The organism is Saccharothrix syringae, assembly GCF_009498035.1.
GTDB lineage: Bacteria > Actinomycetota > Actinomycetes > Mycobacteriales > Pseudonocardiaceae > Actinosynnema > Actinosynnema syringae.
Window position 1 is genome coordinate 5857994 of the sequence record NZ_CP034550.1, and the last position, 24382, is coordinate 5882375.

The window sequence follows — 24382 nt, forward strand, 5'->3', positions numbered from 1 at the left end:
GGACCATGAACGACAACGGCCAACCCGTCCTCTACGCCATCGTCACCGGCTCACCGGCCGCCCGCGACGTCGGCAAGCTCGTGGACCTCGCCCAAGCCGACGGCTGGGACGTCTGCGTCATCGCCTCCCCCGACGGACGCCGCTTCATCGACACCGACGCCCTCGCCGCCAAGACCGGGCACACCGTGCGCAGCCGGTACAAGGAACCCGACGCACCCGACGTCCTCCCACCCGCCGACGCCATGATCGTCGCCCCGATCACCTGCAACTCACTGGCCAAGTGGGCCGCCGGGATCTCCGACACCCTGCCCCTCGGCCTGCTCGTCGAAGCCGTCGGCAAACGCCAACCCGTCGTCGCGATGCCGTTCTCCAACTGGGCCCAGATCAGCTTCCCCGCCGTCCAGGAGGCCATGCGCAAGCTCTCCGACTGGGGCGTCACCGTGCTCGTCGGCGACGAGGTCTACAAGCAGCACGACCCCGGCACCGGCGCCAACTACATCCACCTGTTCCCCTGGCACCTCGCCTGGCAGGCCCTGCTCGACCACCCGTTCAGGGTGTCAAGTTCGGGTCCTGCGCGTCCGTGAGGGGTTCCAGAACCTGCAGAAACCACCTATAAGTGTGATTTACAGGCGGGCGGTACCACGTCCCACCAGTGACAAGAGCAACCGTCCTCCTGGTGGGAAAGCTCGACATGTGATCACTGCGGTTTGATAATCCCCACCGAAGCGCGAGTCGGGGGAGGTAGTGGGATGGGCACCGAGCTGAACCGCCGGTCGTTCCTCGTGGTCGCCGGGTTGCTGGGGCTCACGGCGTGCGGCTCCAACACCGGGCGCGAGGGCTCCGCGAAGGGCACCTTGCGGCACTGGTACCACGCCTACGGCGAGGACGGCGTGCAGGACGCGGTGCGCCGCTACGCCGCCGCCTACCCGAACGCGCAGGTCGAGGTCCAGTGGAACCCCGGCGACTACGACTCCAAGATCCTCACCGCGCTCCAGAACAGCGCGGTGCCGGACGTGTTCGAGGCCCAGGTGAAGGTCGACTGGGTGCGGCAGGGGCAGGTCGTGCCGCTGGACGACCTGCCGGGTGACGCGCGGGGCGACTTCGTCGGGGCCCTGCTGGAGTCGCAGACCGTCGACGGGAAGCTCTACGGCATCCCCCAGGCCATCGACACGCAGGTCCTCTACTACCGGCCCAGCCTGCTCGCCAAGGCGGGCGTCACCCCGCCGAAGACCGTCGACGAGCTGGTGGACGCCACCCGGCGGCTCAACGCCGACGGCGTGCGGGGCCTGTTCGCGGGCAACGACGGCGGCGTCGGCGTGCTCACCGCGCCGCTGCTGTGGTCGGCGGGCCTGGACTTCCTGTCCGAGGACGGCAGGGCACCCGGCTTCGACGACCCGCGCGCGGCCACCGCGTTCGGCAAGCTGCGCGAGCTGCACCAGGGCGGCGGGCTGCTGCTCGGCGCGCCGACCGACTGGGCCGACCCCGGCGCGTTCGTCGACGGCCTCGTCGCCATGCAGTGGACCGGCCTGTGGAACCTGCCGAAGATCGTCGCGGCGCACGGGGACGACGTCGGCGTGCTGCCGTTCCCGCGGCTGGACGCCGGGGGTGCGGAGTCGGTGCCGGTGGGGGCGTTCAGCGCGATGGTCAACGCGCGCAGCGCCGACGTCGAGGCGGCCAAGGCGTACGTGAAGTGGTTGTGGGTCGAGAAGACCGAGTACCAGACGGAGTTCGCCACCGCGTTCGGCGCGCACCTGCCCGCCCGGCAGAGCCTGGCGGCGCAGGCCGAGCCGCTGCGGGACGGGCCGGGCAAGGAGATCGTCGGGTTCGTGACGGCGAGCGGTCGCATCGCCAGCCCGGCCCGGTGGTCGGCGCGGGCCAACACCGCGTTGTCGGACGCGGTGTCCCGGATCGCGCGGGAGGGTGCCGAGCCGGCGGGTGAGCTGCGCGCGGCGCTGGACGTGGCGCGGGACGAGATCTCGCGGCTGGACCGGTGAGCGGGGCCGGGGCCGAGTTCGGGGACGCGGTCGGGCCGGTGGGCAGGGCCGGGCCGGTGAACGCCGCCGGGCTGGTGAGCGGGAACGGGCCGGCGGGCTCGGTCAAGCCGATGGGCTCCGCCGGCTCGCGGCACAGGGCGGGTCGTCGGCGTGCGGCGCTCGCGTTCTGGCTGTTCGTCGGCCCGTTCGCGGTCGGCCTGCTGGCCTTCACCTACGTGCCGATCGGCTGGAGCGCCTACCTCAGCCTCTTCGACGCGCGCAACACGGTGACCCCGAGCGAGTTCGTCGGCCTCGGCAACTACGCGGACGTGCTCACCGACCGGGCGTTCCTGGACAGCATCGGCACGTTCACCGCCTTCGCCGCGTTCGTCGTCCCCACCACGGTGGTCCTGGCGCTGGCGCTCGCCCTGCTGGTCAACCAGGTCCGCGTGGCGCGGGCGTTCTTCCGGTCGGTGTTCTTCCTGCCGTTCGCCTGCTCCTACGTGGTCGCCTCGCTGGTGTGGAAGTCGTCGCTGTTCTCCGGGTTGGACAGCGGCGTGGCCAACACCGTGCTGGGCTGGTTCGGCGGCCAGCCGCAGGCGTGGGTCGGCACGGTCGACCCGCCGCTGTACTGGGTCGTGCTCGTCACCGCCCGGCTGTGGCTCCAACTCGGCTTCTACGTGGTCCTGTTCATCGCCGCGCTCCAGCGCATCCCGGCGCACCTGTACGAGGCGGCGTGGACCGACGGGGCCTCGCCGGGGTGGCAGACGTTCCGGCACGTCACCCTGCCCGGCCTGCGCGGCGCGCTGGTGGCCGTGCTCACCCTGAACCTGGTCAACGCCTACCAGGCGTTCGACGAGTTCTACAACATCCTCGGCGACTCCCGGGGCTACCCGCCGTTCGCCCGACCGCCCCTGGTCTACCTCTACTACACCTCCCTCGGCTCGGGCGGGCAGGACCTCGGGCGCGGCAGCGCGGGCGCGCTCGTGCTCGCGCTGGTGATCGCCCTGGCCACCCTGCTGTCCGGCCGCGTGTTCCGGAGGGCCGGCTGATGCGCCCGGTCGGTCACCGCAACCCGCCGGCCGCCGTCGCCCGCTGGGTGGCGCTCGTGGTCGGGGCGGCGCTGTTCCTGCTGCCGTTCGCGATGCTGGTGCGCGACGGGTGGTCGGCCCTGCCGGAGGTGTTCACCGGCACCGAGGTCCCGTTCGCGCGCAGCCTGCTCAACTCGACGGTCGTCGCCGTGCTCCAGACCGCCGGCCAGGTGCTGCTGTGCTCGCTCGCGGGCTACGGGCTGGCGCGCATCCCGTACCGGCACGCGCCGGTGGTGCTGTACGCGACCGTGGCGACGCTGATGGTACCCACCGCCGTCACGTTCGTGCCGAGCTTCGTGGTCGTCTCCAGCCTGGGCTGGCTGTCCGACCTGCGCGGACTGGTGGTGCCCGGCCTGTTCAGCGCGCTCAACGCGTTCCTGTTCCGCCAGTACTTCCTGGACTTCCCCCCGGCGCTGGAGGAAGCCGGCCGGCTCGACGGCCTGTCCCGCTGGGGCGTGTTCTGGCGGGTGGTCGTGCCCAACTCGACCGGGTTCTTCGCCGCCATCGCGGTCATCGACTTCATCGGCAGCTGGAACCAGTTCCTGTGGCCACTGGTCATCGCCCAGGACAGCGACACCTGGACGGTCCAGGTCGCCCTGTCCGGCCTGCTCACCGCCCAGAACCCGAAGGTCACCCTGCTGTTCGCGGCGGCGGCGGTGTCGATCCTGCCGATCGTGCTGGTGTTCGTGCTGCTCCAGCGCTACCTGGTCCGCGGGGTGACCGAGACCGGGCTCACGGGCTGAGGTCACCGCGGTCCGCGTTCACCGGTGCAACACCGACCGGGTGCGCAACGATGCACGTCGTGGTGACAGGTCGACACGAACGGATGAACTTGTGCCGAACGGGATGAGGAGCGGGCCGCCTCGTCGGGTGCTCATCGGCCACACCCCGGAACTGCGGCGCCTACCGGCGGACCGGTCGTTCGCGGCGGCGGCGGGGTCCGCGGTCTCGCGCGCCGGTGACGTGGAGATCCCCGGCGGCACCGACGCCCGGACCGAAGCCGCGTGCCGCCGGGCGGTCGGCGGGGCCGACGTCCACGTCCTGCTGGTGGGGTTCCGGTACGGCTCCCCGGTCCCGGACCGGCCGGAGCTGTCGCACCCGGAGCTGGAATTCGACGTCGCGGGGGAACTCGGGGTGCCTCGCCTGGTGTTCCTGCTGACCGAGGACACGCGGGGCCCGGCCGAGCTGTTCCTGGACCACGAGCACGGGGCGCGGCAACAGCGCTTCCGGGCGCGGTTGCGGGACGACGGGCTGGTCACGGCGTCGGTGTCCTCCCCCGCCGAGGTCGAGGCCGCGGTGCTGGACGCGCTGTCCGGGCTGCCCCGCGCCGCGCCGGCGGGAACCGTGGTCAACTCCCTGGGCGGTACCGCGCACGGCAACGTCGTGATGGCCGGGGCCGTCCACGGCGACATCAACCTGGCGCACAAGCCCGACCGGGACATCGGCATCCACGTCGCCGGGGCGCACGAGCCGTTCGAACCGGTCGACGGGGAGTACCACCTCCCGGTCGAGATCGCGCGGAAGACGCCCGACGTCCACCGGCTGTCGCTGTCCGCGGACGTGGACGGCACGCCCGCGGCGGCGTGGCGGCTGCGGCCCGCGGACGTCGTGCTGGACTCCGACCACACGACCGTCGAGGTGACCCTGCGGTTCACCGGCACGCCCCTGGGCGCGGGACCCCGCAGGCTGACCCTGGAGGCCAGGAACCCCGACGACGACCGGTCGTGGTCGAGCAACGGCGTCATCGTCGACGCGCCGGCCGATCCCGGTGCGGAGCTCGACTTAGAGGTGCCCGGGAAGGGGATCTGGACTTCGGGGACCTACCGGGTCGAGGTCGTGATCCGGAACCGGGGGAACACCCGGCTGGAGGGCTCCCTCACCAAGTCCTGGGACCACCGCGACCAGCCGGGGTTCCTGCCACCCGAGGCGGTCGGGTTGGCCCCGAACACGGCTTTCACCGTCGCGCCGGGCGGCGAGGTCCGGCACGAGGTCAGCCTCACGGTGCCCAGGCAGCGGTGGTTCACCACCACGTGGCACGTCCCGCTGGGCGTCGCGGTGAGGCGCTACGACGTCACCGCGGCACCGCCGGGCCTGGAGCAGCGGGGGATGTTGGCGGACCTGCGCGACCTGCTCCAACGGCTCATGGCGTGGGGCCGGGTCCCGCTGACGCTCAAGCGCGGGGTGCTCGCGGCCTCGGGCGCGGGCATCCTCGCCCTCGGTGTCACCTGCGGCGTGACCGCCTCTCCCGACGCGCCCGCACCGCTGCCGCGCACCGTGATGGCGTGCGACGCGGACACGGCGGCGATCGTGCTCGGGGAGCTGACCGCGGACGACGCCCGCGACCACGGGAGCTACGCCCTGGCCACCGAGCGGGCGCGACTGCCCGCGGTGCTGGGGCCCTACCGGGTGCAGGCGACGGAACTCGCCTACGCCTGCCCCTCGGTCAAGCGCGTGGTCCGCCCCGAGTTCACCGCCGTCCTGTGGTTGGGGCCCCTCCCGTCGGCGAAGGCGGCGGAAGTCTGCCCGGTGCTCGGGCGGCAAGCCGGGTGCGGGGTCGCGCTGACCTACTGAGCCCGCCGCTCCTCGTCGGCCCCGCGCGGATCGGGCAGCACCGGCCACGAGCGGGCGCACGAGCGCACTTCCCCGGCACGGGCGCGCAGCCGGTCGGCCGTCGCGCCGCTGGTGCGGGTCGCGCGGCGTTCCAGGCCGTCCGCGTAGGCCAGTTCGCCCTCGCGGAACCAGACGGCCTGGCGGTCGTGCAGGACGGACGGGTCCACCAGCCCCACCTCGTCCGGGTAGACCTTGGCCAGCCGCCACGCCAGGCGGGCCGCGGCGAGCGCGTCCCCGGTGCTGGTGTGGGCGTCGTCCAGGCGCACCCGGTAGTGCTCGCACACGGCGCCCAGGGTGCGCTTGGCCCTCCGGTGCGGGTCCACGTGCCGGTCCACGCACCACGGGTCGACCACCGGGCCGCCCAGCGGCAGGCCCCGGCCGTGGTGGCGCCGGAGTTCGGCGTCGAGCATGGTGAGGTCGAACGCGGCGTTGAAGGCGCACAGCGGGGTCGTGGGCGTCCACACCCGGGACAGCTCGGCGGCGACCTCGGCGACGACCTCCGCGGCGGGGCGGCCGTCGCGGCGCGCCCGCTCGGTGCTGATGCCGTGGATGGCCGTGGCGTCCGCGGGGATCTCGACCCCCGGGTCGGCCAGCCAGGTGCGGGTGGCGACCTCAGGGCGCGTCCCGGGCGGTCCCGGGGTGATGGTCACCACGGAGGCGGTGACCAGCCGGTCCCGGCGCGGGTCGGTGCTCGTGGTCTCCAGGTCCAGCGCGACGACGGGCCCGTCGGCCCACGACACAGTCATGCGCGCACCGTAGTGGTCGGGTACGACAGGCGGGACCGGGCCGGACGGGCAAGGGGTTACCCCGTCCGGCCCGGTCCCGCCGGTCGGCGGTCACTCTGCCGATCGCTCGACCGAGTTACTGCGGGTCACTCGTTCGTGGAACGGGATTCTGACTTCCAGCACTCCCCGCCGGTAGGACACCTCGACCGCGTTCGTCCGCGCGCCCGTCAGGTGCACCCGACCGCGCCGGTACGGGTCGCGGGGCCACCCGCCGGAGCACGTGAAGCCGCCCGTCATCCGTTCTCCTCTCCCGCGGGCCGCGGTGGCCGCCACCGGGGCCCGACCGCTCACACCACCGAAGTTAGGCGGCGGCGCGGGCCGCGACCGCGGTCCTTGGTCACCGGGGACCCGGGACCAAGGGCGGCGGATTCGGGACCTATGACCGCATCGGCGGGGTTGCTCCGAGTGGCCTAATGGCGGGTGACGGGAGGAACGGCGATGATGCACTGGTACTACGGCCCCGGTCTGAACGGCGTGTTGTTCATCGTGCTGACGGCGGTCGTGCTGTTCGGCGCCGCGACGCTGGTCGCGGTGGTCGCGCTGCGCAGGCGGCCGGGCCCGGCGAGGCGCGTGCCGGATCGGGGCGGGCTCGACCGGCGGAGGACCTTGAGCGCGTCGTAGCAGGGTCTTTGGACCCTGTGCGGAGTGGGTAACCCCGGCCAACCTGGGGCTGGACGACGAGAAGGGTGGGGTTCGTGGCGCGGGTGTTCCTGGTGGACGACCACGAGGTGGTCCGGGTGGGGGTCAGGGAGCTGCTCAACGGCGACGAGGGCCTGGAGGTCGTGGGCGAGGCCGGTTCGGTGGCCGAGGCGCTGGCCCGGGTGCCGGTCAGCGGCGCGGACGTGGCCGTGCTCGACGTGCGGCTGCCCGACGGCAACGGCATCGAGCTGTGCCGCGAGCTGCGCTCCCGCCTGCCGGAGCTGAAGTGCCTGATGCTGACCTCCTTCACCGACGACGAGGCCCTGTTCGACGCCATCATGGCCGGCGCCTCGGGGTTCGTGCTCAAGCGCATCCTGGGTCACGACCTGCAGAACGCCGTGCGCACCGTCGCCGCCGGCGGCTCGCTGCTCGACGCCCGCTCCACCACCGCCCTGCTGGACCGCATCCGCCGCGAACGCGAACAGGGCGACCCGGTGCGCACGCTGACCGAGCAGGAGCGCGCGGTGTTCGACCACATCGGCGAAGGGCTGACCAACCGGCAGATCGCGGAGAAGATGTTCCTGGCCGAGAAGACCGTCAAGAACTACGTCTCCCACCTGCTGGCCAAGCTCGGCCTCGAACGCCGCACCCAGGCCGCCGTGCTCGCCACCCGGCTGCGCAAACCCACCTCGTCGAACCAGGAGTGACCACGGCCCGGGAGTGACTACAGCGGCACCCGCCAGGTCAGCCGCGTCCCCCCGGTCGGCCCGCCGGTCACCGTGCACGTGCCGCCCAGGTCCAGGGCCCGCTGTTCGAGGTTGCGCAGCCCGCTGCGGGCCACCTGCGCGGGCATCCCGACCCCGTTGTCCGCCACCGTGATCACCAGCGCCTCACCCGCCTCCACCGTGACCACCAGCTCGGACGCCGCGGCGTGCCGCACCGCGTTGCTCACCGCCTCGCGCACCACCGCCTCGGCCTGCTCGGCCACGAACTCGGGCACCGAGTTGTCCACCGTCCCCGACATCCGCACCACCGGGGTCACCGGCACGTCCTCGGTCAGCTCCGACACCAGGTCGAGCAGCCGCCGCCGCAGACCGGGGGCGTCGTCGCCCGCCTGGAGGTCGAAGATGGACGTGCGGATCTCCAGCACCGTCTCGTCGAGGCTCACCACCGCCTTCTGCACCCGTTCACGCGCCCGCGGCTCGCGGATCGACCCGACCGCGCCCTGCAGGCTCATCCCGGTGGCGAACAACCGCTGGATGACGTGATCGTGCAGGTCGCGGGCGATCCGGTCGCGGTCCTCCAGCACGTCGACCAGCCGCCGCGCCCGCTGGTTCTCGGCGAACTCCAGCGCCACCGCCGCCTGATCCGCGAACGACGCCAGCAGCGGCACCTGGTCGGCACCGAACTGGGCGCTGCCCTTGTCCCGGGCCACCAGCAGCACGCCGGTCACCGCCGACCCGGCGCGCAGCGGCACCGCCACGCCCGGCCCGACGTCGACGCTGGTGTCGCCCAGCCGCCCGTCCAGGTCCTCGATGAGCATCGGCGTGGCCGACTCCAGCACCTCGTCGGCGAACGAGCCGGTGCCCGCGAGCGTCCCGCCGACCAGCCCCTCGACGTGGGAACCCGCGCCCGCGGCCAGCCGCAGCCGCCGCGGCGAGCCGTCCTCGACCAGCACGATCAACGACATCGTGGCCAGGGACAACTCCCTGGTGCGCTGCGCGATCAGCCGCAACGCGTCCTCGGCCGAGGCACCGCCCAGCAACTCGGTGTTGACCTCCGCCGTGGCCTCCAGCCACCGCTCCCGCATCCGCGACCGCTCGAACAACCGCGCGTTCTCCACCGCCACGCCCGCCGCCGCCGCCAACGCGGTCAGCACCACCTCGTCGTCCGCGGTGAAATCACCGCCGTCGGTCTTCTCGGTCATGTAGAGGTTGCCGAACACCTCGTCGCGCACCCGCACCGGCACGCCCAGGAAGCTGTGCATCGGCGGGTGGTTGGGCGGGAAGCCCACCGACGCCGCGTGCGTCGACAGGTCGTGCAGCCGGATCGCCCGCGGGTCCTTGATCAGCAGCCCCAGCAGGCCCTTGCCCTGCGGCAGGTGCCCCATGTGCGACCGCGTCTCCGGGTCGATCCCCACGTAGACGAACTCCGACAGGTCGTCCCGCGTCCCCAGCACGCCCAGCGCGCCGTAACGGGCACCGACCAGCTCCACCGCCGCCTGCACGATCCGCTGCAACGTCGAGTCCAGCTCCAGCCCGGCACCCACCGCCAGCACCGCGTCCAGCAGGCGCTGCATCTTGTCCCGGGTCGAGGCGATCTCGGTCAACCGCTCCCGCACCTCGTCGAGCAGTTCGTCCAGGCGCAGGCCGCCCAGGAGCCGGGGTGGCGCTCCGCCGTCGGGGATACCCATGGCGATCAGCCTTCCACCCGAGCGGAGCGGCCGCCAAGGCCGGTGTCCCGGTGTGGACGGGACCTTCGGCCGTGTGCGCACGTCCTCCCGGTCCCGACAGTGGACGTGTTGGTTCGAACAGGTGAACTCGGGGTTGGGGTGCGGGATGGACGGGGTGGGCGGTGCCCTCGGGTTGGCCGGGGACCAGGTGGTGGACGCGCTGGGGACGGCGGCGCTCGCGCCGTCGGTGCACAACACGCAGCCGTGGCGGTTCCGGTTGGCGCCGGACCGCGTTGAGCTGCACCCGGACCCGGCGCGGCGGCTGCCCGCCACCGACCCCGAGGACCGCGAGCTGCGGCTGTCGTGCGGCGCGGCGCTGTTCAACCTGCGCCTGGGGCTGCGTCGGCACGGGATCAAGCCGCTGGTCACGGTGCTGCCGGGGCACGACGCGCCGGGCGCGCTGGCCGTGGTGCGCCGCGGTGGCCTGCGCGGGCTCGACGAGGAGACCGCGGAGCTGGTCCGGGCGGTGCCGGCGCGGCGGACCAACCGCAGGCCGTTCCACGACGTGCCGGTGCCCGCGGCGCACCGCCGGGCGCTGGTGCGGGCGGCCGAGCGGGAGCGGTGCTGGCTGCACGTGGTCGACGACCGCGCCGAGCGGGCCCGGCTGCAGGGCTTCGTGGCCAAGGCGCACCGGCTCCAGGCCGAGGTGCCCGGGGTGCGCGCGGAGCTGTCCGCGTGGACCGGCGCCCGGGTGGACGACGGCGTGCCGCCCGCGTCGGCGGGCGTGCGCCCGGCACCGCAGGACGAGTGGGCCCTGCGCGACTTCCAGGCCGCGGCCCGGACGCCCGGCCGGGACTACGAGTCGGACCCGCTGGTGGTGGTGCTGTGCTCGTTCTACGAGGGCCCGGAGGCGGAGGTGCAGGCGGGGCAGGCGTTGCAGCGGGTGCTGCTGGCGGCGACCGCGCTGGGCCTGTCGGCGTCGTTCCTGTCGCAGGCGGTGGAGGTGCGGTCGGTGCGCGAGGAGCTGCGCCGGTCGCTGGGCGGGCTGCTGGTGCCGCAGACCGTGCTGCGCATCGGCTACGGCACCCACGTCCCGCCCACGCCCCGGCGGGCGGTGGCCGACCTGCTGCTGGAGCCGTGCGCGCCGTAGGGACTTTGGTCCCTGCCCGGCACGCGCGCCGGCCCCTGTCGGGCGGGGCCGGCGCGGACGAGGGTGGGTGCATGGGAGAGCAGCCGAAGACCGTTCCGGGCCCCGTCGTCGCGGTGGGCGACGACTCACCGTGGGGGCGTGCCGCGCTCCGCTGGGCGACCGAGCACGCGGCACGGGTGGGCGCGCCGCTGGAGGTGCACCCGCCGACCGCCGACCAGGGGCACGACCTGCTGCTGGTCAGCGCCCGCGCCGACCTGGTGGTGATCGCGCACCGCGGCGCGTGCGGCACGACGTTCAACCTCAGCCGCCTGGTCCTGCCGCTGGTCGAGCACGCCGCGTGCGACGTCGTGGTGGTGCGCGGCACGCAGGAGGCGCTGCGCGGCGCGCACCGGCGGGTGACCGCCGTGGTCACCGGCGACGCGCGCGACGAGCTGGTGCTGGCGCGGGCGGTCGAGGTGACCGGCCTGCTGGGCGCCGCGCTGCGGGTGCTGCACGCGGCGCCGCCGCTGCCGGTGCGCGCGGACGACCCCGAGGTGCCGGTGGCGCGGGCCGACGAGGTGTTGCGCGGGGTCCGGCACAGCTCGGTGCTGGCGCGCATGCACCCGCAGGAGGCGATCGCCCACTACGCCGACACCGACCTGCTGGTGCTGGCCGACCGGGGGCCGACGACGCGGGCGGCGCTGCACCACGCCCGCTGCCCCGTCCTGGTGGCGCACCGCGCACCCCGGGAGGTGCTCGCGGACCGCTCCCCCGCCTGGTCGGCGCAGGCCGCGCGCTGAGGGCCGCGCCGCGCCGGTCCGAACCCCGCGCCGCGCGACACTCACCGTCCACTTCGGACTGATGTGTCCGCTTGACCTGGACCGCGCTCCAGGCACTAGCGTTGCCCCGTCGTCGATCGGGTGGAGAACGGAGCGAGCCGTGCGGCTGGGCGTGCACATCAACCGGTTCAACCAGGGCCCGGCCCGGCTGGCCGCCGAGCTGGCCGCCACCGGCGCGGCGGCCGAGGAGGCCGGGCTCGGCTGGCTGTCGGTGATGGACCACTACTTCCAGATGGAGGGCAACGACCGCGCCGAGGACCCGATGCTGGAGTGCTACACGGCGCTGGGCTTCCTCGCCGCGCACACCTCCACCGTCCGGCTGGGCGCGCTGGTCACCGGCGTCACCTACCGCCACCCCGGGCTGCTGGCCAAGGTCGTCACCACCCTGGACGTGCTCTCGGGCGGCCGGGCCACCCTGGGCATCGGCGCCGCCTGGTACGAGCGGGAGCACGCGGGCCTGGGCGTGCCGTTCCCGCCGGTGGCCGAGCGCTTCGAGCGCCTGGAGGAGGCGCTCCGCGTCTGCCTCCAGATGTGGGACCCGCGGGACAACGGCCCGTTCGAGGGCGAGCACTACCGGTTGGCCGAGACGCTGTGCGTGCCGGCGCCGGTGAGCGCGCCGCACCCGGAGGTCATGGTCGGCGGCAACGGCGAGCGCAAGACCCTGCGCCTGGTCGCCCGCTACGCCGACGCCTGCAACGTGCTGGTCCCCACGCCCGCGGAGGCCGCGCGCAAGTTCGACGTGCTGCGCCGCCACTGCGAGGACCTGGGCCGCGACCCCGACGAGATCCGCAGGACCGTGGTCCACCTCGGCGCCACGCCCGGGGAGGGCGACATCGACGCCTTCACCGCGGAGGTGGGCGCCTACGCGCAGGTGGGCGTCGACACGGTGATCGTCGGCGCGCCGGACGGCGACGTGCCCGGCTGGGTCGAGCGGGTGGTCGGCCCGGCCGCCCGCCGACTGGCCGAGGCGGGGTAACGAGCGGTCGCCGCCGGCCGATTCCCACCCGTGACGAGTGGCGCGCACGACGGCTCGACGGTCAACACCTTCTCCGGCGACGCGCGGGACGTGCTGCTCGCCCGCGACATCCACGGCGACGTCCACCTCGGGGCGGCGCCCCGGCGGTCCCGCGGCATCCTGACCCACCGGGAGCGGCTGGCGGGCCTGTCGCGCCGCAACACCAACCTCACCGCGGACCGGCTGGCGTTCGTGCCGCCCGGCGACCACCCGGCCGACCCGGCCCGGCTGTTCGCGGCGCTGCGCGGTCGGTTCGACGACCGGGGCGTGGTGCTGGTCGGGCCGGCCGGGGCGGGCAAGACCCGCACCTGCCTGGAGGTCGCCGCGCTGGCCGAGGCGCAGGGGTGGCGGGTGCTGCACCTGCTCGCCGGGGAGTACTCGGTCGAGCAGGTCGCGGACGCGGTGCTGGACGGCACCTCGCCCGCGCTGGTGCTGATCGACTACCTCAGCGACTGCCGCGGCCTGGACTACTCCGACCTGCGCACGTGGCTGGTGCCGACAGCGCGGGCGCGGGGCGTCGAGGTGGCGGTGCTGGCCACCGCGCGGCCGGGGTGGATGCTGCTCGACGCCGCCGACCCGGTGCACGCCGAGTTCGACGTGGTGCCGCTGCGCACCGACCCGGCGCACCTGGGCGCGGTGTGCGCGGCGCTGCTGGACCTGGAGGCGCGCACCGCGCTGGCGGTCTACCCCCGCGACCGGGTCGAGCGGATCTGCGGTGGCCGGCCGGTGATCGCGATGCTGGTCGCCCGCGAGGTCGAGGAGCTGGCCCGCGCCGGGAAACCGCTGGTGGCGCCGAGCCGCGCCGGCCTGGCCGGGTGGTTGCCGGGCAGGCTGCGCGAGGACGGCCTGGTCGTGCCGCGCCGCAAGCGGTGGTCCGACCGGGTGGAGCCGGACGTGGACGTGCAGGTCGCCGCGGCGGTGGTGGCGGCGTGCCCGCAGCCGCGCGAGGCGCTGGAGCGGATCGCCGCGGGGGTGCCGGGCGCCCCGGGGGACGCCCGCCGGTACGTGGACGCGCTGCTGCGCATGGGCTGGCTGGAGGACGACGAGCCGAACCTGGCGGTGGTGCACGACGTCGTCGTCGACGAACTGCTCGAACAGGTCCTGCTCACCGACGACGGCGACCGGGTCCGGCGCACCGTGGCCGACGCGCTCCTCGCGCCCGCCGCGACCGACGCGCGCACCGCCGGCCGGTACGCGCTGAACCTGGCCAGGCTGGTGCGGGACCTGGCGGCCGGGGACCGGGCGGACGAGCTGGCCGCGTTCTGCGCCGACTGGCTGCGCGACCACGCCGAACCGGTCGGGCGGGCGCTGCTGGCCGATGCCGAGGCGGGCGGGTTCGCGCTGGGCACGCTGCTCGACGGCGCGCCGTGGGCCCGGCCCGCGCTGGAGCGCTGGGCGGAGCTGGTCGGGCCGTGGCTGGACCGGTACGGCCGGATGCCGCAGGCGCGGCACGTGTACTTCAAAGCCCTGCACCTCGCGCCCGCCGACCGGGTCGCCGACCTGACCGACGGCGCGGTGGGCTGGCTGGTCGAGCACGGCGGCCGGGTGGGCGCCCGGTTCGTGCTGACCGTCCTGCTGACCAAGGTCGACCCGGGCCCGCACGCCGACGCGGTGGTCGCGACCGCGCTGGACTGGGTGCGCAGGCACTGGCGGCGGGTGGACGCCCAGTACGTGCTGACCGGCCTGCTGGGCCGGGTGGGGCCGGGCCTGGGCACGACGGTCGCGGTGGAGCACGCCCGGCGTTGGGTGGTGGCGCACCGCGCCCGCGACGACGCCCGGTACGTGCTCTGCGCGCTGCTGGACAAGCGGCACGACCTCGGCCGCGCGGCCCGGGAGGTCATCGACCTGGCCCTGGACTGGCTGACCGACCACCGAGGCCCGGAGACGGCGATGGTGCTCAGCGCGCTGCTGCGCCGCACCGACCGCGCCGTGCCGGGCGCGCTGGCCTGGCTGCGGCGGCACGGCACCCCGCCCACCGCCCAGTACCTGCTGGAACCGCTGCTCACCGAACGCGCGCTCGACCCGGCGCAGGCCGACGAGGTGGTGCGGCTGGCGCTGCTGTGGGTGCTGGACAACCCCGACCGGTTCGCGGGCGGTTTCCTGCTGGGCGCCGTGCTCGACGGGCGTCCCCTGGGCGAGCACGCCGAGACCGCGCCGACCGTGGCGCTGGCCTGGCTGCCGCGGCACGCCGCGGAGCCGGTGGCCGGGAACGTCCTGCTGCGGCTGGTCGAGCGGGCCGAGCCGGTCGTGCTGCCCGAGGCCGCGCGGACCTGGCTCGACGTCCACCACGAGTCGCACACCGCGGGCCCGCTGCTGGCCGCGCTGCTGCCCCGGCCGGGTTCGGGCGCGCTGCTCGACCACGGCGTCGCCTGGCTGGTCGACAACCGCAAGAGCACCTGGACCAACGCCGTCGCCGCGGCCCTGCTGGGACGCCCCGACCTCGGCGGGCACACCGACACCGTCACCGCGCACGCGCTGCGCCGGCTCGTCGTCCAGGGCGACCAGCCCGCCGCGGCCGGGCTGAGGACGGCGCTGGGCGTCACCGGGAGCGACCTGGACGCGGCGCTGGCCTGGCTCGACGACCACGCGCACGTCCCGGCCGCCGAGGTGCTGCTGCGGCACCTGCTGCTCTGCGCGGACCCGGGCGAGCACGCCGACCGGCTCGTGGCGCGGGCGCTGGAGTGGCTCACCCACCACGGCACGACCCCCGAGGCGGGCCCCCTGCTCGACGCGGTCCTGCCGCGCACCACCGGCGCGGTCGTCGACACCGCCCTGGCCTGGCTGGCCGGGCACCGGCTGCCGGGCCGGTCGGCGATCCTGCGGTCCCTGCTGGCCCACCCCGACCTCGGCGACCGGCGCGCCGCCGCGGTCGACCTCGCGGTGGCGCGGCTCGCCGAGGAGGAGGACGCCCTCCGCGAACCCCACCTGCCCCTGCTCAAGGCCGTGCTGAAGGTGCCGGGCCTCGACGAGGGCGCGTACGCGGCCGTCGTGCGCTGGCTGGACACCCACGACACCGCGACCGGCGCGGCGCAGGTGCTCAGCCTGGTGGTCGACCGCGACGACCTCGGCGCGCACGCCGGGGCCGTGGCCGCGCGGGCGCTGGCGTGGGTGCGGGCGAACCCCGGACACGCCACCGCGTACGTGGTGCTGAGCAAGCTGCTGACCCGCCCGGAGGCCGGGGCGTGGACGGCGGGGGCCGTGGCCTGCGCGTGCGAGTGGGCCGCCGAGCACGGCTCGACCCCCAAGGGCCGGTTCGTGGTCGGCCGCCTGCTCGAACGCCCCGACCTCGGCCCGCTGGCCCCGGTCGCGGTGGCGCACGGGCTGCGGTGGCTGGAGCTGCACGGCACCTACCCCAAGGCGTGGTTCGTCCTGCTGCCGCTGCTGCGCGTGCCCGGCCGGCACCTGGGTGCGGTGACCGGGCACGCGCGGGCGTGGCTGGCCGCGACCGACAACGACCCGGCCATGCGGGCGGAGGTCGAGGCGCTGCTGGCGGAAGCGGGCTGAGGCGGCCGTCAGTGGCAGTGGCCCCGGCGGCCCAGGGTGTCCACGGGGGTCGCGCCGGGACGGGTCCACTGCGGCACCGGGCGGCTGGTCTCGCCCCAGGTGAAGTTCCCCTCCGCGTCCGAGCGCCAGGTCCAGCACGCGTTGTCGCCCGCCGGCCAGCCCTCGGGGTTGTCCTCCCACGCCTCGCCGCGGCCGTAGGGCGTCATGTCGAGCAGGCCCATGGACGCGTTGACCCGCTCGACGCCGCGGCCGGTCGTGGAGTAGGTGAGGAACGTGCGGTCGCCGTCGCGCAGGTAGCAGGTGAGGAAGCCCATGTCGCCGCCCGCCGGGCCCTCCACGCCGCGCACCGAGTACCACGGCTGGGTGTAGCCCATGAACTCGACGAAGGGGGCCACCTCCTCCCACCGGCCCGTGGTCAGGATGGCGAACGACACGCCGCGGGCGTTGAGGTAGACGGCGTCCCTCAGGTGCCAGGCCGCGGTGGTGCAGCCCTCGCACTGGCCCTGGTGCGGCGCGCCGTCGTGCCACATGTGCTTGTAGACCACGAGCTCGTCGCGGCCCTCGAACAGGTCCAGGAACGGGACCGGGCCGTCGGGGCCGACGACCTCGACCGTCCCGTCGAACTCGACCATCGGCAGCCGGCGGCGGGCCGCGGCGAGGGCGTCGCCCTCGCGGGTGTACGCCTTCTCGCGGATCAGCAGCTCGTCCCGGGCGGCCTGCCAGGTGGCCGGGTCGACCACTGGCGGGCGGCCGGGCAGGGCGGTGGTCGGGGTGTCCGGCGTGGTGGTCATGGCGTCCTCCGTCGTCTGGTTCCGGGCCGCGCCGCGGAGGGGTTCCGCGACGCTCACTGGAACAGACGTTCGATCCAACCGGAAATCGTCGCGGCCGTCGTCGCGGCGTCCTCGGCGATGACCGAGTCGTGATCGCCCGGCACGTCGACGGCCTCGTGCGGCAGCGGCCAGCGCGGTCGCCAGTCGCGGTCCGGGTCGATCGCCAGCATCCCCGGCGTGGGGCGGCCGCGCAGCAGCGCGGTCGGCACCGGGGACGGTTCGGGGTGCCACCGGTCGAAGATCCGCGCGTAGCCGCCGCCCGCCAGCACGGCGGAGTCCTCGACGTAGTCCTCGTACAGCTCGGCCGGGCGGTGGGCGTCGGCGGCCACCAGGGCGAGCGCGCGGGCGTCCTCCCTGGTGTCGGGGCCGTGGTGGGTTTCCAGCAGGACCACGCCGGCCGGGGCGTGGCCGCCGGCGGCGAGGCGGGCGCCCAGGGCGTGCGCCACCGCGCCGCCCACGCAGTGCCCGACCAGCACGAACGGCCGGCCCGCGGCCAGCTCGCGGACCGTGTCGGCGTGCGTGTCGACCAGGGTGCCCACGTCGTCGGGGATGGGGTGCCCGTCCCGGAAACCGGGGTGGTTGAGCGCGAACAGGTCGTGCTCGCCGGCGAGGCACCCGGCCAGGCCGGTCGGGGTCGGGTCGCCCAGCGCGAGGTAGCCGGGCACGTACACCAGGACCGCCTCGGCCGGGCCCGTGGCCAGTCGGGTCGGGGGCAGGGCGTGCCGGGCGCGGTCGGTGGTCGGGTAGGACGGCAGCGCGTACGACGCCAGGAACCGCAGTGCCATGGCCTCGCGCGCGCCCTGGTCCCGCACCACGCGGTGGTACAGCTCGGCGAAGCGGAGGGGGCGGGTGGTCTTGGGGGCGGGTGCGGTGCGGGCCCCGGCGGTGTGAGCCCCAGCGGTGTGAGCCGGGGCGGTGTGGGCGCCGGCGGTGTCGGCTGGAGCAATGCTGTCCGGTGCGGTGTCGGCTGAAGCAGTGTCACCCGCCGCGGCGGCCATCGCCTCGCGGACGTGCGCGGTCAGCTCCGGCAGCGTCGGGTGGTCGAGCACGACCGTCGGCCCGAGCCGCAGGCCGGTGGCCGCCCCGATCCGGTTGCGCAGCTGCAACGCGCCCAGCGAGTCCATGCCCAGTTCCGCGAACCCCTTGTCCACCGGCATCGCCCCCGCGTCGGCGAACCCGAGCACCGCCGCCAGCTCGGCGCGGATCAACCCGGGCAGCGCAGCGGGTGCGACGGCAGTCGACGGCTCGGTCCCCGGCCCCGCCGCCGGGTCGAGCAGGACCGGCACCAGGTGCGGTTCGCGGGTGCGCAGCGCGCGGTCGAGCGCGGCCACGCCCACCGGCGCCCCGATCGGCAGCACCCCGTCCCCGGCGGGCGCCGACGCGGCCATGCCCCGGTCGGTCTCCCACAACCCCCAGGCCAGCGACTGGGCGGGCAGGCCGCGCGCCACCCGGTGCCGGGCCAGCGCGTCGAGGAACGCGTTCGCGGCCGCGTAGTTCGACTGCCCCGGCCGCCCCAGCACGCCGACGGCCGACGAGTACAGCACGAACGCCGACAGCCCCAGGCCCGCGGTGGCCTCGTGCAGGTGCCACGCGGCGTCGGCCTTCGGCGCCAGCACGGTCGCGAGGCGCTCGGGCGTCATGGCCGGCAGCAGGCCGTCGTCGACCACGCCGGCCAGGTGGAACACCGCGGTCAGCGGCGGGTCGCACGAGGCGACCAGGTCGTCCACCGCAGCGCGGTCGCCGACGTCGCACTTCGCGGCGGTCACCCGGGCGGGCAGGTCGTCCGCCCACTCCGGCACCTCGCCGCGCCGGCCGGCCAGCACCAGGTGCCGCACGCCGTGCTCGACCACCAGGTGCCGCGCCAGCACCTCGCCGAGCGCGCCCGTGCCACCGGTGACCAGGACGGTGCCGTCGAACGAGGGCGGTTCGCCGTCCGGTTCGGGCGCGGGCCGCAGCCGCGGCGCGAACGGGGTGCCGGCGCGGACGGCGACCTGCGGTTCGCCCGACGCGATCGCCGCGCCCAGGGCGGCCGCCGACTCGGGGCGCCCGCACAGGTCGACCAGGACCAGGGAGCCGGGGTGCTCGGCCTGGGCGCCGCGCACCAGGCCCCACACCGCGGCGGCGGCCGGGTCCGGGTCGTCCCCGGTGGCGTTGCGGGTGACCACGACCAGGAGGTCCGCCGACCGCTCGCGCAGCCGGGCGAGCGTGGCCGCGAGGAGCGAACGGGCGCGTTCCGGCGGGGTGCCGTCCGCCTCGACCAGGCCGGTGTCGAAGACCTCGTGCGCCGGGGCGGTCCCGCCCGCCGGAACGGGCACCCAGGTCACCCGGTGCAGCGCGCGGCGGGCGGTGGCCTCGGCCGGGTCCGCCGCCTCCAGCGGCCTGGTGGTCATCGACCCGACCACCGCGACCGGCCGACCGGCCGCGTCGGTGAGCCGCACCCGGACCTCGCCGGGCCCGGTCGGCGTGAGCCGCACGCGTGCCGCCGCCACACCGACCCGGTGCAGCTCGACGCCGGTGAACGCGAACGGCACCGCGGGTCCGCCCGGCCGGTCCGCCGGTTCGGCCAGCAGCGCGGTGTGCAGGGCCGCGTCGAGCAGGCACGGGTGCAGGGCGTGCGCACCGGCGGCCTGCCCGCGCGGCAGCGCCACCTCGGCGAACAGCTCGTCGCCGCGCCGCCACAGCGCCGTCACGCCGCGGAACGCGGGCCCGTAGCGGTGGCCGCGCACCGCGAGCCTGCCGTAGCTGACCGGCACCCGTGCCGCGCCGGGCGGGGGCCACGCGCCGGGCGGGTCCGCCTCCGGTCGCCCCACAGGGGCGAGCACAGTGGGGGCGAGCACGGCGGTGGCGTGCCGGGCCCAGCTCCCGCCCTCCGGTCGGGCCCAGACCGAGACCTCGCGGCGCCCTTCCGAGTCCGCGTCGGCCACGACGACCCGGACCCCGGTCTCGCCCCGGAGCACCAGGGGTGCCGGCACGACCAGTTCGTCGAGCCGGCACGGGCCGCCGGCGGACTGGAACACCAGGTCGGCGAACGCCGACGCGGGCACCACCACCTCGTCCCCGACGCGGTGGTCGGCCAGCCAGGGCTGGGCGGTGGTGGACAGCACGCGGTCGGCGGCGGGTTCCGGCGCGGTGGGCGGGGAGGCCGCGAGCCAGTAGCGCTGCCGCTGGAACGGGTAGGTGGGCAGGTCGCGGCGCCGCGCGCCGGTGCCCGCGTACACCGCCTCCCAGTCGACGCCCGAGCCGTGGACGTGCAGGGTGGCCAGGGCGTCGAGGTACGCGGTCGGCTCGGCCGCGTCGGCGCGCGCGAACGGCGCGACCACCGCGTCCGGGGCGCACTCCTCCGCCGGCACGCTGAGCGCGGCGGACGGGCCGACCTCGGCGAACGCGGTGACGCCCAGCCGGGCGAGCCCGCCGACGGCGTCGGCGAAGCGGACCGCCTCGCGCGCCTGCCGGACCCAGTAGTCGGGCCGGGTGAACGCCTCGGTCTCCGGGCGACCGGTCACGGTGGACACCAGGGGCACGACCGGCGCCCGGTAGGTCACGGACCCGGCGACCGCGCGGAACTCGTCGAGGACCGGGTCCAGCAGCGGCGAGTGGAACGCGTACCGGCCGCGCAGCCGGGTCGCCCGGCGGCCCAGCCGCGCGACCACCCGCGCCACCGCCCCCTCGCGGCCGGACAGCACGACCGACGCGGGCCCGTTGACCGCCGCGACCGCGACCCCGTCCCCGAGGTGCGGGAGGACTTCGTCCTCGGCGGCCCGCACGGCGACCATCGCCCCCGGCGCCATCGCGGCCATCGCCCGGCCGCGCGCCGCGACCAGCCGGGCCGCGTCGGGCAGGGACAGCACGCCCGCGACGTGCGCGGCGGCCAGCTCGCCCACGGAGTGCCCGACCAGGTGGTCGGGGCGCACGCCGTGCGCGTCGAGCAGGGCGCACAGCGCCACCTCGAAGGCGAACAGCGCGGGCTGGGTGTGGTCGGTGCGGTCGAGCAGGTCCGGGTCGGTCGGCGGTTGCTCCAGGTAGGGCTCGAACTCCGCGCACACGGCCGTGAACGCGTCCCGGAAGACCGGGAAGGCGGCGGCCAGGCCGAGTCCCATGCCGGGCCGCTGGGCGCCCTGGCCGGTGAACAGGAACGCGGTCCGCGCGTCGCGGCGCGCGGTGGCCCGCCGGACCGCCGGGTTGCCCGTGCCGCGGGCCAGGTCGCGCAGCCCGGCGAGCATGGTCCCGCGGTCGGCGGCGAGCACGGCCGCCCGGTGGCGCAGCGGCGCCCGGGTGGTGGCCAGCGAGTGCGCCGCGTCCAGGGTGGACCCGTCGGTCAGCGCCTCGGTGAGCCGGGCCGCGTGGGCGCGCAGGCCGGTTTCGTCGACGCCGCCCACCAGCCAGGGCGCGGTGGTCAGCGTCGGCGCGACGGGCGGCGCGGGTTCCGGCCGGGGCGGTTCCTCGACGACGACGTGCGCGTTGGTGCCGCTGATGCCGAACGCCGAGACGCCCGCCCGCCTGGGCCGGTCACCCGGCGGCCACGCCACGGGTTCGGCGAGCAGCCGCACCGCGCCCGTCGACCAGTCCACGTGCGGCGAGGGCTCGTCGGCGTGCAGGGACCGCGGCAGCTCGCCGTGGCGCATCGCCCAGATCACCTTGACCAGCCCGGCCACGCCCGCGGCGGCCTGGGTGTGGCCGAGGTTGGACTTGACCGAGCCGAGCCACAGCGGTCGCGCGCGCCCCTGGCCGTAGGCGGCGAGCAGCGCGGTCGCCTCGACCGGGTCGCCGAGCCTGGTGCCCGTGCCGTGCCCCTCCACCACGTCCACGTCGGATGGTCGCAGGCCCGCGTCGGCCAGGGCGAGCCGCACCACCTCGCGCTGCGCCTCGCCGCTGGGCGCGGTGAGGCCGTTGGACGCGCCGTCCTGGTTGACCGCGCTGCCGCGCAGCACCGCGAGCACGGGGTGGCCGTTGCGGCGGGCGTCGGCCAGCTTCTCCAGCAGCACCAGGCCCGCGCCCTCGGCCCACGCGGTGCCGTCCGCGCCCGCGGAGAACGAGCGGCACCGGCCGTCCGGCGACAGGCCGCGCTGGTGGCTGAAGGCGACGAACGGCCGCGGCGTCGCCATCACGGTCACGCCGCCCGCCAGCGCCAGCGAGCACTCCCCCGCGCGCAGCGACCGGGCCGCCAGGTGCAGCGCGACCAGCGACGACGAGCAGGCCGTGTCGATGGTCAGCGCCGGGCCGCGCAGGCCGAGCACGTAGGAGATCCGGCCGGACGCGACGCTGCCCGCCGAGCCGATGCCCAGGTGGGACTCCAGTTCGTGGGTGACCAGGCGGGCGGCGTAGTCGCCGTGCATCAGGCCGACGAACACGCCGGTGTCGGTGCCGCGCAACGACGTGGGCGGGATGCCGGCCCGCTCCACGGCCTCCCAGGCGACCTCCAGCAGCAGCCGCTGCTGCGGGTCCGTGGCCAGCGCCTCGCGCGGGGAGATGCCGAAGAACGCCGGGTCGAAGTCGGCCGCGTCGTAGAGGAACCCGCCACGGCGCGTACAGCTCTTGCCGACCCGGTCGGGGTCGGGGTCGTACAGGTCGGCGGGCCAGTCGCGGTCGGTCGGGAACCCGCCGGTGGCGTCGACCCCGTCGGCGACCAGCCGCCACAGCTCCTCCGGCGAGCGCACCCCGCCCGGGAAGCGGCAGCCCACCGCGACGATCGCCACCGGCTCGGCCGGTCCGCCGGGCCGGTCGGTGACCACCACAGGTGTGGTACCGCGCAGGAGGACGCCCAGGTGGGCGGCCACGGCCGCCGGGGTCGGGTGGTCCCACACCAGGGTGGTGGGCAGCCGCAGGCCGGTGCGCAGGACCAGCCGGTGCCACAGGGTGGTGGCCCCCGTGGAGGTCAGGCCCAGGTCGGCGAACGCGGTGGCCGGGTCGGCGGGAGCGCCGAGGACCGCCTCGGTCTCGGCGAGCACCAACTCCTCCAGCCCGCCCGTGAACGGGACCGCCGGGGCGGTCAAGGACTCGCGCAGCACCCGCCGCCGCGCCTTGCCGGACGCGGTGCGCGGGATGGCCGGGGTGAGCAGCACCTCCTCGGGCACCTTGTGCGGTGAGAGGAGTCGCGCGCACGCGCGCAGCAGGTCGGCCGGGTCGACCGACTCGTCGGCGGGCACGACGAACGCCACCGGCGCCTCGCCCAGCAGCGGGTGCGCCCGCGCGACCACGGCCGCGTCGCGGACCCCGGGCAGGCCGAGCAGCACCGCCTCGACCTCGACCGGGTCGACGTTCAGCCCGCCGCGGATGACCAGGTCGTCCACCCGGCCGGTGACGGTGAGCCTGCCGTCGCCGTCGAACCGGCCCAGGTCGCCGGTGCGGTACCAGCCGTCGGGCAGCGCGTCGGCGGTGGCTCCGGGCCGGCCGTGGTAGCCCGACATGAGGTTGGGGCCCCGCACCCGGATCTCCCCGTCGGCGCCCGGCGGCACCTCGGCGCCGGTGCGCGGGTCGACCAGGCGCACCCGCACGCCGGGGACCGGCGGTCCGCAGGTGCCCGGCGCGCGCGGGCCGTGCACGGGTTCGACGGCGATCATGCCGCAGGTCTCGGTGCTGCCGTAGCAGTCGAGCAGCGGGGCGCCCAGCGCCGCCTCGACGTCCGCCCGCAGCCGCGCGTCGGCGGGCGCGCCGGCGGTGACGCAGACGCGCAGCGACGGCACCGGGGCGGGTGAGGCGTCCAGCAGGTGGCGGTAGGTCGTGGGCACCCCGGCGAGGAACGTCGGCCGGTACTCGCCGATCAGCCGGACCAGCGCGGCCGGGGACCGACCGCCGGCGATGCGCGCGCCCGCGCCCGCCGCGGTCACGCCCAGCACGCACAGCGAGTGGGCGAAGCTGTGCGCCAGCGGCAGCGGCCACAGCAGGCGGTCGTCCGCGGACAGGCCGAGCAGCGGCCCGTAGCAGGCCACCGGCGACCACAGGGCCGCGCGCTGGGTCGACACCGCGGCCTTGGGCGTGCCGGTGGTGCCGGAGGTGTAGACCATCCAGGCCGGCTCGTCCAGCCCGAGGTCGTCCCGCGGCGGGACGGCGGGCCCGGTCGCCAGGGCCTCGAAGTCGGAGTCCCCGGTGCCGGCCACCAGCAGCCTCGCCCGGCACCCCGCGACCCGCGGCAGGTGGCGCCGGTCGACCACCAGCAGGTCCGGGTCGCAGTCGGCCAGCAGGTGCGCCAGCTCGGCGTCGGTGGCGCGCGGCCCCAGCGGCACCCCGACCGCGGCCGCCCGGGTCGCCGCCAGCAGACCTTCGACCAGCTCCACCCCGTCGTCGAGCAGGAACGCCACCCGCGCGCCGCGCGCCACGCCGAACCCGGCGGCCAGCCGGGCGGTCCGGTCGGCCAGCGCGGCCCAGGTCACCGCCCGGCGGTCGTCGGTGAACGCGTCCCGGTCGCCGCGGTGCCGCGCGTGGTCGGCCAGCAGCTCCGGGATCGGGCGGACGGCGGGGTGTTCGGGCACGGGCGGGCCTCCCGGGTCGACGGCGTCGTGCTTCCCGATGGTGGCGCAGGTGGTCGCGGTCGTGCGGGAACTCCGGTGCGGGAAGGGGACTTCAGGGCAGGGGAACGTT

Annotated in this window: 15 protein-coding genes; 11 read left to right on the plus strand and 4 right to left on the minus strand. The window is 75.9% G+C overall.

Annotated elements, in window-relative coordinates:
• Nucleotides 1-5: 5 nt before the first annotated feature.
• The 5 genes from EKG83_RS25200 (at nucleotide 6) to EKG83_RS25220 (ending at nucleotide 5635) form a co-directional block, all read left to right on the plus strand.
• Nucleotides 6-584, plus strand: coding sequence for a flavoprotein (locus EKG83_RS25200; RefSeq protein WP_033434258.1), 579 nt, complete (start codon nucleotides 6-8; stop codon nucleotides 582-584).
• A gap of 165 nt (nucleotides 585-749) precedes the next feature.
• Entirely contained in the window at nucleotides 750-1994 is a 1245-nt protein-coding gene (locus tag EKG83_RS25205) for an ABC transporter substrate-binding protein (RefSeq protein WP_033434259.1), read from the plus strand.
• A 110-nt stretch (nucleotides 1995-2104) separates the two neighbouring features.
• Complete coding sequence (locus EKG83_RS25210; protein ID WP_051766704.1) at nucleotides 2105-3025, plus strand: carbohydrate ABC transporter permease; 921 nt, start codon at nucleotides 2105-2107, stop codon at nucleotides 3023-3025.
• Nucleotides 3025-3807: a carbohydrate ABC transporter permease gene (locus EKG83_RS25215; RefSeq protein ID WP_051766686.1), complete on the plus strand. Its 783-nt coding sequence runs from the start codon at nucleotides 3025-3027 to the stop codon at nucleotides 3805-3807. The genes EKG83_RS25210 and EKG83_RS25215 overlap by 1 nt, the downstream gene beginning before the upstream one ends.
• A gap of 127 nt (nucleotides 3808-3934) precedes the next feature.
• On the plus strand, nucleotides 3935-5635 hold the full coding sequence (locus EKG83_RS25220; RefSeq protein WP_051766687.1) for a hypothetical protein: 1701 nt from the start codon (nucleotides 3935-3937) through the stop codon (nucleotides 5633-5635).
• Here the strand turns inward: EKG83_RS25220 and EKG83_RS25225 are convergent.
• Nucleotides 5629-6420: an exonuclease domain-containing protein gene (locus EKG83_RS25225; RefSeq protein ID WP_051766688.1), complete on the minus strand. Its 792-nt coding sequence runs from the start codon at nucleotides 6418-6420 to the stop codon at nucleotides 5629-5631. The genes EKG83_RS25220 and EKG83_RS25225 overlap by 7 nt on opposite strands.
• A gap of 477 nt (nucleotides 6421-6897) precedes the next feature.
• Here EKG83_RS25225 and EKG83_RS25230 point away from each other — a divergent pair, with 477 nt between their 5' ends.
• Nucleotides 6898-7080 (plus strand): hypothetical protein, encoded by a 183-nt coding sequence (locus EKG83_RS25230; RefSeq protein WP_033434260.1) that lies wholly within the window; start codon nucleotides 6898-6900, stop codon nucleotides 7078-7080.
• Between the two features lie 74 nt (nucleotides 7081-7154).
• Complete coding sequence (locus tag EKG83_RS25235) at nucleotides 7155-7805, plus strand: response regulator transcription factor (RefSeq protein ID WP_033434333.1); 651 nt, start codon at nucleotides 7155-7157, stop codon at nucleotides 7803-7805.
• Between the two features lie 17 nt (nucleotides 7806-7822).
• On the opposite strand, the gene EKG83_RS25240 is transcribed toward EKG83_RS25235, so the two are convergent.
• A complete protein-coding gene (locus EKG83_RS25240; protein ID WP_033434261.1) occupies nucleotides 7823-9511 on the minus strand; it encodes a GAF domain-containing sensor histidine kinase in 1689 nt (562 codons plus the stop codon).
• A gap of 145 nt (nucleotides 9512-9656) precedes the next feature.
• On the opposite strand from EKG83_RS25240, the gene EKG83_RS25245 reads away from it, so the two are divergent.
• The 4 genes from EKG83_RS25245 (at nucleotide 9657) to EKG83_RS25260 (ending at nucleotide 15977) form a co-directional block, all read left to right on the plus strand.
• Complete coding sequence (locus EKG83_RS25245) at nucleotides 9657-10640, plus strand: Acg family FMN-binding oxidoreductase (protein WP_033434262.1); 984 nt, start codon at nucleotides 9657-9659, stop codon at nucleotides 10638-10640.
• Between the two features lie 71 nt (nucleotides 10641-10711).
• Nucleotides 10712-11419: a universal stress protein gene (locus EKG83_RS25250; protein ID WP_033434263.1), complete on the plus strand. Its 708-nt coding sequence runs from the start codon at nucleotides 10712-10714 to the stop codon at nucleotides 11417-11419.
• Nucleotides 11420-11558: 139 nt separating this feature from the next.
• The gene (locus EKG83_RS25255) at nucleotides 11559-12434 is read left to right on the plus strand and encodes an LLM class F420-dependent oxidoreductase (protein WP_033434264.1); all 876 of its coding nucleotides are present in this window, start codon (nucleotides 11559-11561) and stop codon (nucleotides 12432-12434) included.
• A 30-nt stretch (nucleotides 12435-12464) separates the two neighbouring features.
• On the plus strand, nucleotides 12465-15977 hold the full coding sequence (locus EKG83_RS25260; protein WP_033434265.1) for a hypothetical protein: 3513 nt from the start codon (nucleotides 12465-12467) through the stop codon (nucleotides 15975-15977).
• Between the two features lie 8 nt (nucleotides 15978-15985).
• On the opposite strand, the gene EKG83_RS25265 is transcribed toward EKG83_RS25260, so the two are convergent.
• Nucleotides 15986-16768, minus strand: a complete 783-nt coding sequence (locus tag EKG83_RS25265) for a DUF899 family protein (protein ID WP_033434334.1) — start codon at nucleotides 16766-16768, stop codon at nucleotides 15986-15988.
• A gap of 53 nt (nucleotides 16769-16821) precedes the next feature.
• Nucleotides 16822-24273 carry a type I polyketide synthase gene (locus EKG83_RS25270; protein WP_228122192.1) on the minus strand — a complete coding sequence of 2484 codons (7452 nt, stop codon included), beginning with the start codon at nucleotides 24271-24273 and terminating at the stop codon, nucleotides 16822-16824.
• Nucleotides 24274-24382: the final 109 nt, after the last annotated feature.

What these genes read in the sequence shown, in the direction of transcription:
- EKG83_RS25210 (WP_051766704.1), top strand. Translation starts at nt 2,105, where the DNA reads ATGGGCTCCGCCGGCTCGCGGCACAGGGCGGGTCGTCGGCGTGCGGCG.
- EKG83_RS25215 (WP_051766686.1), top strand. Translation starts at nt 3,025, where the DNA reads ATGCGCCCGGTCGGTCACCGCAACCCGCCGGCCGCCGTCGCCCGCTGG.
- EKG83_RS25245 (WP_033434262.1), top strand. Translation starts at nt 9,657, where the DNA reads ATGGACGGGGTGGGCGGTGCCCTCGGGTTGGCCGGGGACCAGGTGGTG.
- EKG83_RS25225 (WP_051766688.1), bottom strand. Translation starts at nt 6,420, where the DNA reads ATGACTGTGTCGTGGGCCGACGGGCCCGTCGTCGCGCTGGACCTGGAG.
- EKG83_RS25230 (WP_033434260.1), top strand. Translation starts at nt 6,898, where the DNA reads ATGATGCACTGGTACTACGGCCCCGGTCTGAACGGCGTGTTGTTCATC.
- EKG83_RS25200 (WP_033434258.1), top strand. Translation starts at nt 6, where the DNA reads ATGAACGACAACGGCCAACCCGTCCTCTACGCCATCGTCACCGGCTCA.
- EKG83_RS25265 (WP_033434334.1), bottom strand. Translation starts at nt 16,768, where the DNA reads ATGACCACCACGCCGGACACCCCGACCACCGCCCTGCCCGGCCGCCCG.
- EKG83_RS25205 (WP_033434259.1), top strand. Translation starts at nt 750, where the DNA reads ATGGGCACCGAGCTGAACCGCCGGTCGTTCCTCGTGGTCGCCGGGTTG.
- EKG83_RS25250 (WP_033434263.1), top strand. Translation starts at nt 10,712, where the DNA reads ATGGGAGAGCAGCCGAAGACCGTTCCGGGCCCCGTCGTCGCGGTGGGC.
- EKG83_RS25240 (WP_033434261.1), bottom strand. Translation starts at nt 9,511, where the DNA reads ATGGGTATCCCCGACGGCGGAGCGCCACCCCGGCTCCTGGGCGGCCTG.